Annotated in this window: 12 protein-coding genes; 6 read left to right on the top strand and 6 right to left on the bottom strand. The window is 42.3% G+C overall.

Going from position 1 to position 13,578, the window contains the following annotated elements; translation table 11 throughout:
• Window positions 1–62: 62 nt before the first annotated feature.
• From F7D73_RS06475 to F7D73_RS06460, 4 genes are all read right to left on the bottom strand, one after another.
• The gene (locus F7D73_RS06475; RefSeq protein ID WP_153123224.1) at window positions 63–704 is read right to left on the bottom strand and encodes a DUF4903 family protein; all 642 of its coding nucleotides are present in this window, start codon (window positions 702–704) and stop codon (window positions 63–65) included.
• A 3-nt stretch (window positions 705–707) separates the two neighbouring features.
• On the bottom strand, window positions 708–1,190 hold the full coding sequence (locus F7D73_RS06470) for a hypothetical protein (protein WP_153123223.1): 483 nt from the start codon (window positions 1,188–1,190) through the stop codon (window positions 708–710).
• 34 nt (window positions 1,191–1,224) lie between these two features.
• Window positions 1,225–2,610 carry a hypothetical protein gene (locus F7D73_RS06465; RefSeq protein ID WP_153123220.1) on the bottom strand — a complete coding sequence of 462 codons (1,386 nt, stop codon included), beginning with the start codon at window positions 2,608–2,610 and terminating at the stop codon, window positions 1,225–1,227.
• Between the two features lie 227 nt (window positions 2,611–2,837).
• Window positions 2,838–5,318, bottom strand: coding sequence for an outer membrane beta-barrel protein (locus F7D73_RS06460; RefSeq protein ID WP_153123218.1), 2,481 nt, complete (start codon window positions 5,316–5,318; stop codon window positions 2,838–2,840).
• Window positions 5,319–5,831: 513 nt separating this feature from the next.
• Between F7D73_RS06460 and F7D73_RS06455 the strand changes: the two genes are divergently transcribed.
• Genes F7D73_RS06455 through udk form a run of 3 tightly spaced genes read left to right on the top strand, consistent with a single transcriptional unit; the run spans window position 5,832 to window position 8,103 of the window.
• Complete coding sequence (locus F7D73_RS06455; protein ID WP_153123216.1) at window positions 5,832–6,899, top strand: endonuclease/exonuclease/phosphatase family protein; 1,068 nt, start codon at window positions 5,832–5,834, stop codon at window positions 6,897–6,899.
• A gap of 1 nt (window position 6,900) precedes the next feature.
• Window positions 6,901–7,470: a uracil-DNA glycosylase family protein gene (locus tag F7D73_RS06450; RefSeq protein ID WP_153123214.1), complete on the top strand. Its 570-nt coding sequence runs from the start codon at window positions 6,901–6,903 to the stop codon at window positions 7,468–7,470.
• Window positions 7,471–7,473: 3 nt separating this feature from the next.
• A complete protein-coding gene (gene udk, locus F7D73_RS06445) occupies window positions 7,474–8,103 on the top strand; it encodes a uridine kinase (protein WP_153123211.1) in 630 nt (209 codons plus the stop codon).
• Between the two features lie 49 nt (window positions 8,104–8,152).
• Here udk and F7D73_RS06440 read toward each other — a convergent pair whose 3' ends face one another.
• On the bottom strand, window positions 8,153–8,815 hold the full coding sequence (locus F7D73_RS06440; RefSeq protein ID WP_153123209.1) for an HdeD family acid-resistance protein: 663 nt from the start codon (window positions 8,813–8,815) through the stop codon (window positions 8,153–8,155).
• Between the two features lie 159 nt (window positions 8,816–8,974).
• Here F7D73_RS06440 and F7D73_RS06435 point away from each other — a divergent pair, with 159 nt between their 5' ends.
• Entirely contained in the window at window positions 8,975–9,532 is a 558-nt protein-coding gene (locus tag F7D73_RS06435) for a histidine phosphatase family protein (protein WP_153123207.1), read from the top strand.
• A gap of 95 nt (window positions 9,533–9,627) precedes the next feature.
• A complete protein-coding gene (locus F7D73_RS06430; RefSeq protein ID WP_153123205.1) occupies window positions 9,628–10,383 on the top strand; it encodes an SDR family oxidoreductase in 756 nt (251 codons plus the stop codon).
• Window positions 10,384–10,478: 95 nt separating this feature from the next.
• Here the strand turns inward: F7D73_RS06430 and F7D73_RS06425 are convergent, their stop codons facing one another.
• On the bottom strand, window positions 10,479–12,116 hold the full coding sequence (locus F7D73_RS06425) for a DUF6377 domain-containing protein (protein WP_153123203.1): 1,638 nt from the start codon (window positions 12,114–12,116) through the stop codon (window positions 10,479–10,481).
• A gap of 566 nt (window positions 12,117–12,682) precedes the next feature.
• Between F7D73_RS06425 and rfbD the strand changes: the two genes are divergently transcribed.
• Entirely contained in the window at window positions 12,683–13,555 is an 873-nt protein-coding gene (gene rfbD / locus F7D73_RS06420) for a dTDP-4-dehydrorhamnose reductase (protein ID WP_153123201.1), read from the top strand.
• The last annotated feature ends 23 nt before the right edge of the window (window positions 13,556–13,578 follow it).

Genomic DNA, 13,578 nt, shown 5'->3' with positions numbered 1-13,578 from the left:
AAAAGAAAGAGAGATATGTCTGGGCATACCCCTCTTTCTTGCTTTATACGAAACATAAACCTTTATGCTTCGCCATTATCTTTCTTCCATTGTAGAAGGTCTTTTTCGTATTGCTCAAATTCCGTATCAAAGTTGTTGATGCGATTCTTGTCAATAGTTTGTTTGAAAGTCTCTGTACGAACGTTCATCAGATTGTAATTTACAATAAATTCAATCTGTTTTGTTTCTACATTCAAATAGCCTTCAACAGAAGCTCCACTACCAGTTTGGCAATCTTTAGGGTCTTCTCCATCAGTTGTTACATTGCCGTTTTTGCCTTGAAATTTAATCCAACCAGCCTCTGGGCGCTCATCTTTGTCCCAAGAATTTAACTTCATAAATTTCGTATTGCATTTAAATGTAACAGCAAGTGGCATTGAACCAACCGTAAAATCGACCAATGAAAGTGTCATTGTTCCATCTTCTTTCCATGTGAAATTGAATTTCGTAGGACAACCATTTGCCAAGTGAGTCTTATCAACACCACTCATGGTTGCTTTAGTAGACAGGACAACATCTCCATTAAGTAATTCTTTTGCTTTTGCTACATATTCATCTGCTGGTGCCTCTTGCGTTAAACTATCATCACTGCTACAAGAAGCTACTGCAAAAAGAGCAAATATAAGAAATACAATATATTGGATTTTCTTTACCACACTACTCATTGGTTACTTTTTTGTACCCTCGAAGCTTACTCGTGCAGGGAAACTTGCACCTAAGTATTTACCAACTACATATAGAGTAAAGTTCATCTTATTAGATTTGATAGTGCCAACAAAAGGACTGGTTGCACCATCGTCATCAGCTCCATCCTCATCCAAATAAAGTGTAGAAGAACCTAAGATGCTTATAGTAAAGTCAAGAACGCCAGCCTTGGTATAAACAGCTGTCATATTACCATCCTCGTCGATGTCAACATCCATGTCTATGGTAATCTTACCTGGCATCTTGCCAATCTGACCAATTTCTCCATGAAGTTTACCATCGGCAGTGATGAAGAAAGACATAGTTTGGTCTGCATAACCAGTCTTGTTGTTCATCATGATGTTTGACAAAGTACCATAGTACTCACCTACATAATCACTCACGTTTGCTTTTGCATTCATTACAAAAGTCAAAGCCATAAACATGGCAAAAAGAATTTTTTTCATTTTACTTTGATTTTTATATTTAACATGTGAATTATTACCATCTAATACCCTTGTTCAAAGAACTTCTCAAACTACCACTTTTGCTTAAGCATTTAGGAGAAGCGTTTGTATAGTATTTATCAATGAAGTCTTTTGTTGAAGTTCTATCATAAGTACTTTGAGAACAAGCGAAATATGTCTTGTTTTCTCTTGGACCTCCCTTGTGTTCTGTGAGGTTAGGATATACAAGATTATAGGATGTTGCCAAATCTCCTAATGAGAAGTTACAAATCATATAGAATTTAGACAAGTCGCATTTCTCTAACTTTAGCAAATATTCCAAATCAATTTCGTTAGCAGCCAATTTTTCTGCATTTGGGAAAATGATATTTTTAAGTTCTGGGCAATTCAATACATATAATTTACTACCTTCACCTTCGTCATACTCAACATCACTTCCTCTTTGTAAAAAGTTGGTTGTATGGCTAAAGTCTAAAGATTCGACATTATCCAAGTTTTCGAGATATACATAAGTGAGATAGTTTGCTTGTGTAATATTTAACCCATCAAGGAAATTCAAGTTTTTCAATCCTAATCGTACGACAGTCGAAGGAATGTTGATATTTTTAGGAAAATCTACCTTCGTAGTTGGCATTATTGCCAATACAGCTCCTTCCCAATATGGATTGTTTATTATGTACTCAATACCCTCCAAACTTTCTACACTTTCAACTTCTTGGTATTCACCAATAGATAGGGGGTTAATTTTTTGAGTGTTTCCTAAGTGTTTATAAATATTCAATTTATCGCCATCAAACAAATCTGAAAATTGAGTTTTTAAATATTCTCTTAAAGATGCATCAGGAATCTCCCTCAATGTATTATATTTTTCCAAACCACCATTAGCATTTTGCATTTCAACATCCATAGTACCACCATCAATGGCAGACTTATTCTGACGATAGAAACGCATGAGCTGAGCAATGTTATACTTAGCATCTTTTGGTAAATAAAGTTTGGTTATATTGTGAAGGTTCTCTACTGTCTCATCGCCATTTTCCTCTACTGTTACCTTTACGAGGTTGTCGTAGTTGTAAATGTCGTTATTTGTGAGGTCGATGCCTGTAATCTGAGCAGGAAGAACAGAAAAATCGAAAGTCTCACCATAGCCATTGTTGCTAAGGTTCAACTCTTTCAAATTAGGGAAAACTGAAAGCTCTTTCAAGGCGGCGGTATCAACCTGTGTGCCTGAAAGGTCGAGTGAAATTGTGCTGTTAGCTTTGTCATCAAGGAGCAACTTGCCGTTCTCGTCGAATGTGTATCCTTTGCTTTCGAGAAGGGCTTTGAGAGGCGAATTGTCAATTGCCCCCCCCACTATAAGAAGGCGCATCGTCATCACTGCTGCAAGAAGCGAAGCCGAGGCAAAGAGCCATTGCAGCAAGACCGATGAAATTCTTAAAAATTTTCATTGTTTTATTATTCTTTTAAATGTTTATAATTAATTAAAAATATTACCCTTAATTTGTGGCTGCAAAGGTACATATTTATTAAATAATGTGCAATACCTAAAAATAATGAAATTTGCAATAGTAATTTGTTATGATTTATAGGGTTTCTCATCTGTCTTGTTGAGAAATCATAACATATCTAAGATTTTCAATATGTTTTTCACAGTTGCTTATTCAGCCGATACTTAAAACTGATGATGAAGTAGCTGCCAATTTGTGAGGTACGGCTTTCCGTCAATCCTGTCGCCGTAACATTGCGATAATAGTTTTTCTTGTCGCTGAGAATATCTGACCAATAGAGCAAAAGCTCGGCTTGCTTCTTTTTGAGGAATTGCCAAGATGCCCCCAAGTTCCAAACCACTTGGTCGTCTTCACCTTTTTTGATGTTGGTGCCGTTACGGAAAGAGTATGCAGCATCGCTCTTGACCAGGAAACCAAGAGGAAGCTCTGCATAGGTATTCAGCGAAAAGTTATAGCTTCGGGTATAGTTGGATGTACCCCGGAGTTGGTTGGTGGCATGGCGATAACGCCAATCGCCCTGCAAGTCGAAGCCTCCCCATTTCGGCTGATAACCCAAGCGAAGGTTGGCATTATACGACGTATTGTGGGTGACGCTGCGGTCTGGCTCCTCGCTCTTCCCCTCGTTCACCAAGGCTACACTTTGGCTAAAGTTGGCACCTGTGCGAGCGGAGAGATTGAACCGTTTCTTCCATCGCTTCTGATAACGAAGACTAGTGCGCATATTCCAGTTGCCATTCACATTCACAGGATAAGTCTCCGTGCCACCAGTGGCAAGGTTGTAAAAGACGGCTTGCGTCTGACTGTTATAGGTGTTGCTGAAATTAACATCGCCCGAAAGACCGAGGCGAGTGTTCCTACCTGTCAATCGGAAATTCTGATTATAGGATGCTTTGAGCGAAGGATTGCCATGGGTGATGTGCAGCGGGTCGCTATTATCGGTGAGCGACATCAAGCTACCGAGGTCGGGCTGTCGGCTACTACCGTCATAATTCAGCTCGAAGCGAGTCTTGCCTTGATGCCATGACACATTCAACTGTGGGTTCCAATTCACGCTCGTCCTCACCGTATCAGCATAGAGCAGCCCAGTCTTCTGGTCAAGACTTCTCCGCTCTGGATGCATCTGCACACCCGTATTCACCTGCCATCGCTTGCCATTATAATTGAAATAAAGGCTGAGTTCGTGGGAATAAGTCCGACTCTGGGTATAGTTGCTCAAACTGTCTTGATATACTTCGCTCTCGTAAGTAATCCTGTCGCTCACCTGTCGGTTGGCAGAATAGCGATAGCCGAGTTGCAGGTGCAAGTTCTCAGCCAAGGGGTGCGTCAAGTTGATGCCTACGGAATAGGCACGATTGGTGGAGGGGGAGTGCTGGTATTGGTTGCGATAAAGCACGGAATCGCCACCCAGACTGCTCTCCAACTGATAGTAAGTGGTCTCGGAAAGGGAATGTGACTCGTTGGTACTCTTGCTGTCGGAGTAACTACCCGTGAGGCTGATGCTCGTACCCTTGTCGTTGAACACTCGGGTGATGTCGGCATTGACGGAGAACGAATGGCTGTCGCTCTTCGAATCCGAGTTTCTCGTGATGCTGTTGATACGCTCATCGCCTTCTGAAGAGGTGGATTGCTGGCTGTCGCTGGTGTTGTCGCTCTTCGACCTGCTGAAGTTTCCACCTATATTAAAATAGGTCTTGTCATCCAAGCTCCACCTCATGCCCAACGAACCATTGCCCATCGTGTTGCGATTGGTGCTGGTGGATGCCGAGTTCTGGTAACGGTTGCCTGTGGCGAGGTATTGCTCGCTATACAGGGTGCTCTCGTTGCCACTGGCATAATGGTTGTACATCATGTTGCCATAGAGGGTGAACCGCTTGGAGAACTTCTTGGCAAAGTTCATCGCCACATTGTCCTGTCGGTTGTCGGGACAGAGAGAAGTCATATATCGGTTGCCACTTCGGGCTATCACGGAAATATTGTCGCCTGTCTGTCGGAACAAATTGGAAATCAACTCAGCCTCCTTCTTATCGTTGTTGCCCCTGCCGATGCCAGCCGAAGTAATCAGCGTGCCGTTAAATTCTCGCTTGGTCTGCAAGTCCAGCACATAGTTCTCGCCTCCCTTGCGCACCTTGGTGATTTTCTCCAGTTCGCTCCGCTTGTCATATACCTTGATTTTGCTCACCAGTTTGGCTGGCAGGTTTTCGAGGGCGAGGGTGCTGTTGCCGCCAAAGAAACTCTCGCCATTGACATTGATTTCATGGATGGGAAGACCGTTGTAGGTTATCGTCTTGTCCTGCTTGTCGTATTCCAAGCCAGGCACACGCTTCAAGAGTTCTTCGAGGTAAGCCCCCTCGGGAGTTTTGAAGGCATTGGCATTGATGACCGTGGTATCGCCCTTCATCTCCACCTCCTTGATGGCAGCGGTCACCACCACCTCGTCGAGATTGAGTGTCTTGAAGATGGAATCCTGCTTAGAGGTACGACTTCCCCTTACCGTATCACCCGACACAGCAAGACGAAAATCCCTTTCGTTATGAGAAAGGAATGACGAAGCCCATACATTTGCCATTGCCGAAAAGGACATGAGCAAAAGTACAGGCACATAAGCATATCGTAGCCTCATTCTCTGTTTGAATATTCAAAATCGGCTGCAAAGGTACGAATTTTAGTATATATTTGCAATACCTTAAAGTAGGTAAAAAGACAGATTGGACTGTTCCGAGTCAGTCCTAAGTTACAATTTTAATCACATTCCAAATATGTTCTGAAAATAAATCATAAAAAACGAGCAGCATTTTTGCCAATCAAAATTTTTATTATACTTTTGCAAGCAAATCAAGAAGAGTTGTTTGACAAGCAATCTTGTGCAGATTGCAGAAATTAGAACCGTTGCCAAATCATTACCACTATTGAGGTGAGACTCTCGTAAATTGCTCATTTTTAGCTATTCTGAATGTTTTGGCAGAATTTTTCGGAAAAAGAAAGTCTTTTTAGTTAAAAATGAATGAATTCTGAAAAAATATTCATTTTTATGGGGAAATCTGCGGTTTTTGTACTATCTTTGCCCAACAAAATCGCACAGTTGTGTGCTGTGTGCATAGTAAAAAGTATATAACTTTAATATTAAATAGGTGGTATGAGAAAACAAATGCTTTTTTTGGCAGCCTTACTTTTTATAAGTTTGGGTGCTATTGCCCAGAAGAAATCAAAGGCTTCTAGTGGTAAACAGTTTCAGGTATATGCTGTTGGATTCTACAATCAGGAGAATCTCTTTGATACCTGTCATGATGCGGGTAAGAATGATTATGAATATTTGCCTGCCAAGGGATGGAATGGTATGAAGTATACCAACAAATTGAAGAATATGTCCAGAGCCCTTGCTGATATGGGTACTGATGTGCTGCCTAACGTGGGATGTGCATTTATTGGTCTTGCCGAGGTGGAGAATGCCAACGTCTTGAAAGATCTTACAGCTCAGCCTCCTTTGAAGGCTCGCAATATGCAATTCTGTCATGTTGAGGGTCCTGATAAGCGTGGTATTGACTGTGCTTTACTTTATAATCCAGCACTTTTCAACGTCAAGAATGTAAAATTGGTTCCTTATGTTCAGGAATTGGAAAAGGATTCGGCTTTCATGACTCGCGGATTCCTTACCGTACGTGGTGAAATGGGAGGTGATGATGTGGCTGTCATTGTATGTCACTGGCCTAGCCGTTTTTCAGGTCCGTTCTATCGTGAGAGTGGCGCTCGTCAAACTAAAGTAGTTAAGGATTCCCTGCTTCGCTTAAATCCAGAGATGAAGGTCTTTGTGATGGGTGATATGAACGATGATCCGACAAATGTAAGTATGCACAAGGTATTGAAAGCAAAGGCCGAAATCTCTGAGGTTGGTCCTGATGATATGTACAATCCATGGTATAATATCCTGGCTAAGGAAGGTAAGGGTACATTGTTCTATAATGGCTCCTGGAACCTTTTCGATCAGATTGTGCTCTCGCCTAGTCTTTTGAATAAGGATTCTAAGAACAAGGATTACAGCAGCTTGAAGTATTGGAAGCACCATGTATTCCGCAGAGATTATCTGATTCAGCAGGAAGGACAGTACAAGGGAGCTCCTTTGCGTACCAAAGCGGGTGGCAGATGGCTCAACGGTTACAGCGATCACTTGCCTGTAGTTTTATATCTGGTGAAGGAGAAAAAATAAAATGGTTGAAGAACATCCTTTTGAACCATGGTTACCGGGCAATGCCAAGTTGCTGATGCTCGGTACCTTTCCACCCGCAGAGAAGCGATGGTGCATGCCCTGGTATTATCCTAACTTCCAGAACGACATGTGGAGAATATTCGGACTGATTTACTTCGGAGATAAATTCCATTTCGTAGATGTGGAGCATAAGACTTATAGGCTGGATGCCATCAAGGATTTTCTGAAGGAAAAAGGAGTGGCTATCTATGATACCGCCCAACAGGTGATTCGAACCAAGAATACGGCTTCAGATAAAGACTTGCAAATAGTGCAGCCTTCTGATCTGGATGGTATGCTTGCCAGATTACCCGAATGTAAGGCGGTTCTTACGGCAGGACAGCTTGCCACCAAGGTATTTACTGACCACTTTGGTATTCGTTCGCTTCCTAAAATGGGAGAATTTATTGAGTTTACTGTCGGAACTCGTCAGCTTAGGCTTTACCGCATGCCGTCCAGTTCCAGGGCTTATCCGATGGCGGTGGAGAAAAAGGCTGAGTATTATCGCAAAATGTTTGAAGAAATCTTATAGAAAATGGAAAAGATAGATAAGGTAACGGTGATAGGTATTGCTGGAGGTACAGGTTCTGGCAAGACAACAGTAGTAAAGAAACTCGTAGAAGTGCTGCCGCCGCATTATGTAGCAGTGGTGCCGCTCGACTCTTATTATAATGACACCTCGCATATGACGGAAGAGGAACGCCATCAAATTAATTTCGACCATCCATCGGCTTTCGACTGGAAACTCTTGCATCAGCAGCTTGCTGATTTGCGTGCAGGCAAGGCTATAGAGCAGCCTACCTACAGTTATATTAAATGTAACCGTGAGCAGGAGACGATTCATGTTGAACCAAAGCCGGTAGTGATAATTGAGGGTATCATGACCTTGGTAGATAAGAAATTGCGCAGTTTGATGGATCTGAAGGTATTTGTAGATACCGATGCTGATGAACGGTTGATTCGTAATATTCAGCGTGATACGATAGATCGAGGTAGAACGGTATCAATGGTCGTAGACCGTTATCTCAAGGTGCTCAAGCCTATGCACGAGCAGTTTATCGAGCCAACCAAGCGTTATGCAGATATCATCATTCCGCAGGGAGGTGAGAATGAAAAGGGTATCAGTATCCTTTGTCGCTATGTAGAGGGACTCGTAGAAAAATAATAAAAATAGCCTCGCAAGTTTGAAGATACTTGTGAGGCTATTTTGTTTTCTATTCAATAAAAGTAACTTCTTCGTTTTTGGTACTGGTAGAATCTGAGTCTACTACGATGTTGTTCTTTTGGTTGTTCTTTCTCTGCCAGTTACGTCGGTTGTTGGAAATCTTGAAGGCATTGGCGCATTCTACTACACCGTATACCAACATGGCCCAACCGATGATGAGCAATGGGGCTGAGGCTAAGGCAGAAGGCTTGATGACTGCCAGTATACCCAAAAGCAGAAGGGCTGAAGGCATAAGCCAGTAGATGATGCCCACACGCCCCATCTTGGCAGCTGTTACCAGATTTGCCATTTGAGTGATGGCACCCAAGATCAGGATTGCCGAAAGGATAAACATCAGCCATGCGATGAATACATTTGGCATCAATGCCAGAATCATGCCGAGAATCAGACTGCCCAAACCAACGATAGGGAAGTTGGGCTTGATTCCGATAATCTGTTTGCCGTTGGCGTCAGAAAGCATCTGGCCTTGCATCTTCTCTGCAGTTCTCTTAGCGCTGAAGTAGGAGATGAGGGAGATGGCTCCAGAAAGGAAAAACAACACACCGATAGCGATGGTAATCCATGTGACTGTCTGTTCGCGGTATTGGATGAGTAAAACACCAATGATGATGGCGCAGACGGCACGAAACAAAGAACTATGTACTACTTTCATACTTATCTTTTTTAAAACGATTTTGCAATGTTATATATTAATCTTTATGCAAAAATACGAAAGAAAATCGAGAAAGCATGATTTTTATGATTTATTTAACGCAAATTATTCCTTATTTTCGCCAATTATGAGTAATTTTGTAAGCAAAAACTATAAGCTATGACAAAGTTATATCTTGTGCGCCATGGTGAGACCGTGGATAATGCTGCTCAGATCATGCAAGGTCAAACACCGGGCAAGTTGAATGCGAAAGGTATTGAACAAGCCGAGGAAGTTGCCGGGAAGATGGTAAACGAACATATCGATGTCTTCGTTTCCAGTGATCTGTATCGTAGTATACAGACCTGTGAGATTATTGCCCGTCCTCATATCGAAACTCTCTCTTTGACAGGCAATCTGACAGATGAGGAGCTTGATGCTCATATCGTTACCACTCCATTGCTGAGAGAGCGGGATTGGGGAGACTTTACTGGCAAGTTCATTCCTTCCTTACCTAAGGACCCAAAGGATTGGCCAGATAATATAGAAACATTGGAAAGGGTGAAGTCAAGAGCGCAGAATTTTCTAACTTGGCTCAAGGTTACTTATCCCGATAAGACTATTCTGGCAGTAGGACATGGCATCATCAACAAGGCTGTACAGAGTGTTTATTTCAAACGCCCGATGAATCAGATAGAGAAAATGGCTAATGCCGAAGTCCGGGTTTTGGTGTTGTAAAGAGAAAACATAAGATAAAGGAAAACATGTATCCCGAAGAGAAGACATGTTATACTGAGATAACTAACAATATAATTTATAAGATATAAGAAACTATGGGAAAGATAGCTCTTATCACAGGTGCAACAAGTGGAATAGGTGAAGGTTGCGCTCGCCGCTTTGCAAGAGGTGGTTATAATCTGATTATCACTGGTAGAAATACCGGCAAGTTGGAAATCCTTAAAAAGGAATTAGAGGCAGAAGGCACTGAAGTCTTGGCTTTGGCTTTCGATGTCCGTAATCGTGAGGCTGCAAAGAAGGCTGTAGATTATATTCCTGATGCATGGCGCAATATTGATGTGCTGATCAATAATGCCGGATTGGCTCGTGGTCTGGAACCGGAGTATGAAGGTGATTTTGAGGATTGGGATCAGATGATTGATACCAATATCAAGGGACTTCTTACCATGACTCGCCTGATTGTGCCTGGCATGATTAAACGTAATCATGGTCATATTATCAATATTGGTAGTGTGGCAGGAGATGCTGCTTACGCTGGAGGCAATGTTTATTGTGCCACCAAGGCTGCCGTTAAAGCAATCTCTGATGGGTTGCGTATTGATGTGGCACATACCAAGGTGCGTGTAACCAATGTGAAACCTGGATTGGTAGAAACCAATTTCTCTAATGTCCGTTTCCATGGTGATAATGCGCGAGCTGACCAGGTTTATCGTGGTATCACTCCTTTGAATGGTGATGATGTGGCTGACGTGGCTTACTATGCAGCTTCTGCTCCTGAACATGTGCAGATAGCAGAGGTGCTGGTTCTTGCTACGCATCAGGCAAACGGAACGGTTATCCATCGCGATTAGTCGCATATTATAGGAGTTAAAGGAGTTAAGACGTATGTCTTGCTGCTTAAAATCTACGCTAAAAAGACTGTTGTCTTAACTCCTTTAACTCCTTATTATATAATATGGCAGAGACGGTTGATGTCGTTCTCAAAAGTCTCGCGATTCTTTGCCTTTGCTCTCATGCCCGATTTATAGTTGTAGATGGTCTGGGTAGAATAATACAGCAGGGTGGCTATCTCCTGGCTGTCGGTTACGCCTAGTCGCATCAATGCATAGATACGGATTTCCGTGGTCAGGGTGTGGGTAGTAGGAAGTTCCAGCTGGCATTCTGGCAGCAGGAGCTTGTTCAACTCCGTCACGAAACCGGGATACAGTTCCATGAACGCCTTGTCGAAGCGGTTGTAGAACATCTGTGACTCCTCCTCTTCCATCTTGTGGGTGTTGAGGGTTTTCAGCAGGTCGGCAGTCTGGTTAGCCTTGATCTTTCGGTTCACCTGTTTGCGGTAATCTGACAATTTTCTGATATATGCCGCACTGATATCCATGAAGAGTCGCATGTAGGTCTCTCGCTTGATGTTTGTTTCTATCAGCTGCTGGTTCAGCTTGGTGAGCTGTGCGTTCATTTCTTTCTGTTTCTCGTTCTGCTCTTCTATCTCCTGCTTGTTTTTCTTCAGCTTGTTCTTCTGTCGGTTGTTGACGAAGGAGAGAATGAGGATGATGATGAGTGCTACGCTAACACCGATGAAGCCGAAGAGGAAACGGGCACGTGATTTCTCGGCAGCCTGCTGGTTGGCAGAAGCAATGACAGGGAGGATATTGGAAATTTCCATCATGCGCAGTCGGTTGTTGAAGAACTGTGCATCTTCCATCGTGTGCTGGATGTATTTGGCTGCTCTCTTACTGTTGCTTGCATCCTTTTTAAAAAGAAAGTAGGCAAGTTTCTGCAGGGCTACCGTTTCCTTGAGCTGGCATAGGCCATCACTCACAGATGCTTCCACGAGATATTTCTCGTAGAGATCGAAGTTACCTGTAAGTTTGTAATATCTGGCGATACCGTATGCCGACATGGCATGGATGCGTGATTTGGCTGGAGACATTTTCAGTGCCTTCATGAAATGGTAGAGCGACTGCTTGCTGGTAGGCTCATCCAAATAGATGTTTTCGCCCATGAGATAATGATAGTAGCTGGTATGCTTGCTGTCTTCGTTGAAATTTTGGAGCAATAGACCCATCAAATGCTTTTTCTGGTCACGGAATTCTTTTGCGTAATCAGAGTTTTGGGCGTATGATTCCCAGTAATTATAGAGCCAAGCGAAGGTATAGTAATAGTATAACTTCAGCTTGTAGGGCATCGTGTCGGGATGGAGTGATTCGAGCAGAGCTTCGGCTTTGCCATAGAATCCCCTTACCGAGAGTACTGACGCCTGGTTAATCTGGTTGAGAGTTATATAATAGGTATCGTTGACCTTCTTTGCCAACTCCAGTCCACGCTGCATGTAAGCGTATGCCGAGTCGTAGCGGTAGGCGCTGTAGGCACGGTATATGCTGTCAAGGAAAAGAAGTCGGGTCTTGTCATCTTCTGCATCAAAGGCTAGCTGTTTCAGCTGTTTGAGCTCGTTTTCCTTGATATCTTGATAATGCTTGTCGTTATCAATCATGTAGTCGATACGCTCCAGGAGCTTTTTCTCGTCGGTTTTGCTTTGAGCGAGCAGTGGCATCATAAGCGTAAGAAGTATTAGTAATTGTCTCATCTTCTGTTTATGTTTTGTAAATGACATAATTGTAGTCTGAAAAGGATAAAATTAGTCTATTTGTCGTTTTTGTGTTGCAAAGATACAAATAAAAAATGGTATTATAGTATTTACTTTGATAAAAATGGTTAATTTTGTAAGTTTTTGATTTAAAACAAGTTAGGAATGTAGGATTTTTACATTCCATTTACTTTTCTGCTACTTAGGGATACAACTGTAGATTTTTTGTTGTATCTTTGCAACCGTAAAAAGAAAAAGTAGTTATTATACTACCACTTCAAGTCTTCTAAGGTAAATATTCCTTTTGTTGATTTAGTATGTTGATTTAAATAAAAAACAGGTTTTAGTTTATCTAAGGGAAAAGAAAATTAGTGTATTAGGTTAAACCCGTCAGGCTCTTGTGAAAGATTCTGGCGTTTTTTTTTGTCTTCTTCATTTTCCATTTTTTGGGTTTACACCTTATTTATATATTATTAATACAAATTCCTCTGCTATTTTTTGGGAATCTCAGAAATAATCTGTACTTTTGCCACATAGTTTTATTAAAAGGTAATATTTAACGACCAATGAATATTTTAGTAACAGGCGCTAATGGCCAGTTGGGTCATGAAATGCAGATTTGCGCCAAAAGAAGCAATCACAAGTTTGTCTTCACCGATGTGGCTGAAGGCTATGAGAAATTGGATATCACTAATCTTGACGCTATCCGTGCCAGCGTAAAGGAGAATGATATTCAGGTTATCGTTAATTGTGCAGCTTATACCAACGTGGATAAGGCTGAGAGTGATTTTGATTTAGCCAATTTACTTAATAATACTGCGGCTGGCAATTTGGCTCAGGCAATGAAGGAAGTAGATGGTACCCTCATTCATGTTAGTACCGACTATGTATTCCAAGGCGATAAGAATATTCCTTGTAAGGAAGATTGGGAAACCAATCCGCTTGGTGTATATGGTAAAACCAAATTGGCGGGTGAAAAGAGTATCGAGGCTACGGGCTGCAAGCATATCATTATCCGCACTGCTTGGCTCTACTCTCAGTGGGGAAAGAATTTCGTGAAGACCATGCAGAGTCTCACGGCTAGCCACGACACCCTGAAGGTGGTATTCGACCAGGTGGGTACTCCTACTTATGCCGGTGACCTCGCTGCTGTCATCTCTCACATCATCGAGACCAACCAACTTGACAAGACCGGCATCTATCACTTCTCTAACGAGGGTGTATGCTCCTGGTTTGACTTTGCCAAGATTATCTGCGAACTCAGCGGCAACACCTGCGATATTCAACCATGCTACAGCGAGGAGTTCCCAAGCCCAGTGAAGCGTCCTCACTTCTCTGTGCTCGACAAGAGCAAGCTGAAGCAGACCTTCGGTTTCAAGGTGCCATACTGGACTGACAGTTTGAAGAAGTGTATCGCCGAATTGGCGGAAGCAAAATAATTATTAATTATAAATTATTAATT

The organism is Segatella copri (genome assembly GCF_009494395.1).
GTDB lineage: Bacteria > Bacteroidota > Bacteroidia > Bacteroidales > Bacteroidaceae > Prevotella.
Note: the sequence above shows the minus strand (reverse complement) of the source record. Positions and strands in the feature narration are given on the sequence as shown.

Excerpts from the sequence above, each read along its gene's own strand:
- F7D73_RS06475 (WP_153123224.1), bottom strand. The coding sequence starts at position 704 with ATGAGTAGTGTGGTAAAGAAAATCCAATATATTGTATTTCTTATATTT.
- F7D73_RS06470 (WP_153123223.1), bottom strand. The coding sequence starts at position 1,190 with ATGAAAAAAATTCTTTTTGCCATGTTTATGGCTTTGACTTTTGTAATG.
- F7D73_RS06460 (WP_153123218.1), bottom strand. The coding sequence starts at position 5,318 with ATGAGGCTACGATATGCTTATGTGCCTGTACTTTTGCTCATGTCCTTT.
- F7D73_RS06455 (WP_153123216.1), top strand. The coding sequence starts at position 5,832 with ATGAGAAAACAAATGCTTTTTTTGGCAGCCTTACTTTTTATAAGTTTG.
- F7D73_RS06450 (WP_153123214.1), top strand. The coding sequence starts at position 6,901 with ATGGTTGAAGAACATCCTTTTGAACCATGGTTACCGGGCAATGCCAAG.
- udk (WP_153123211.1), top strand. The coding sequence starts at position 7,474 with ATGGAAAAGATAGATAAGGTAACGGTGATAGGTATTGCTGGAGGTACA.
- F7D73_RS06440 (WP_153123209.1), bottom strand. The coding sequence starts at position 8,815 with ATGAAAGTAGTACATAGTTCTTTGTTTCGTGCCGTCTGCGCCATCATC.
- F7D73_RS06435 (WP_153123207.1), top strand. The coding sequence starts at position 8,975 with ATGACAAAGTTATATCTTGTGCGCCATGGTGAGACCGTGGATAATGCT.
- F7D73_RS06430 (WP_153123205.1), top strand. The coding sequence starts at position 9,628 with ATGGGAAAGATAGCTCTTATCACAGGTGCAACAAGTGGAATAGGTGAA.
- F7D73_RS06425 (WP_153123203.1), bottom strand. The coding sequence starts at position 12,116 with ATGAGACAATTACTAATACTTCTTACGCTTATGATGCCACTGCTCGCT.
- rfbD (WP_153123201.1), top strand. The coding sequence starts at position 12,683 with ATGAATATTTTAGTAACAGGCGCTAATGGCCAGTTGGGTCATGAAATG.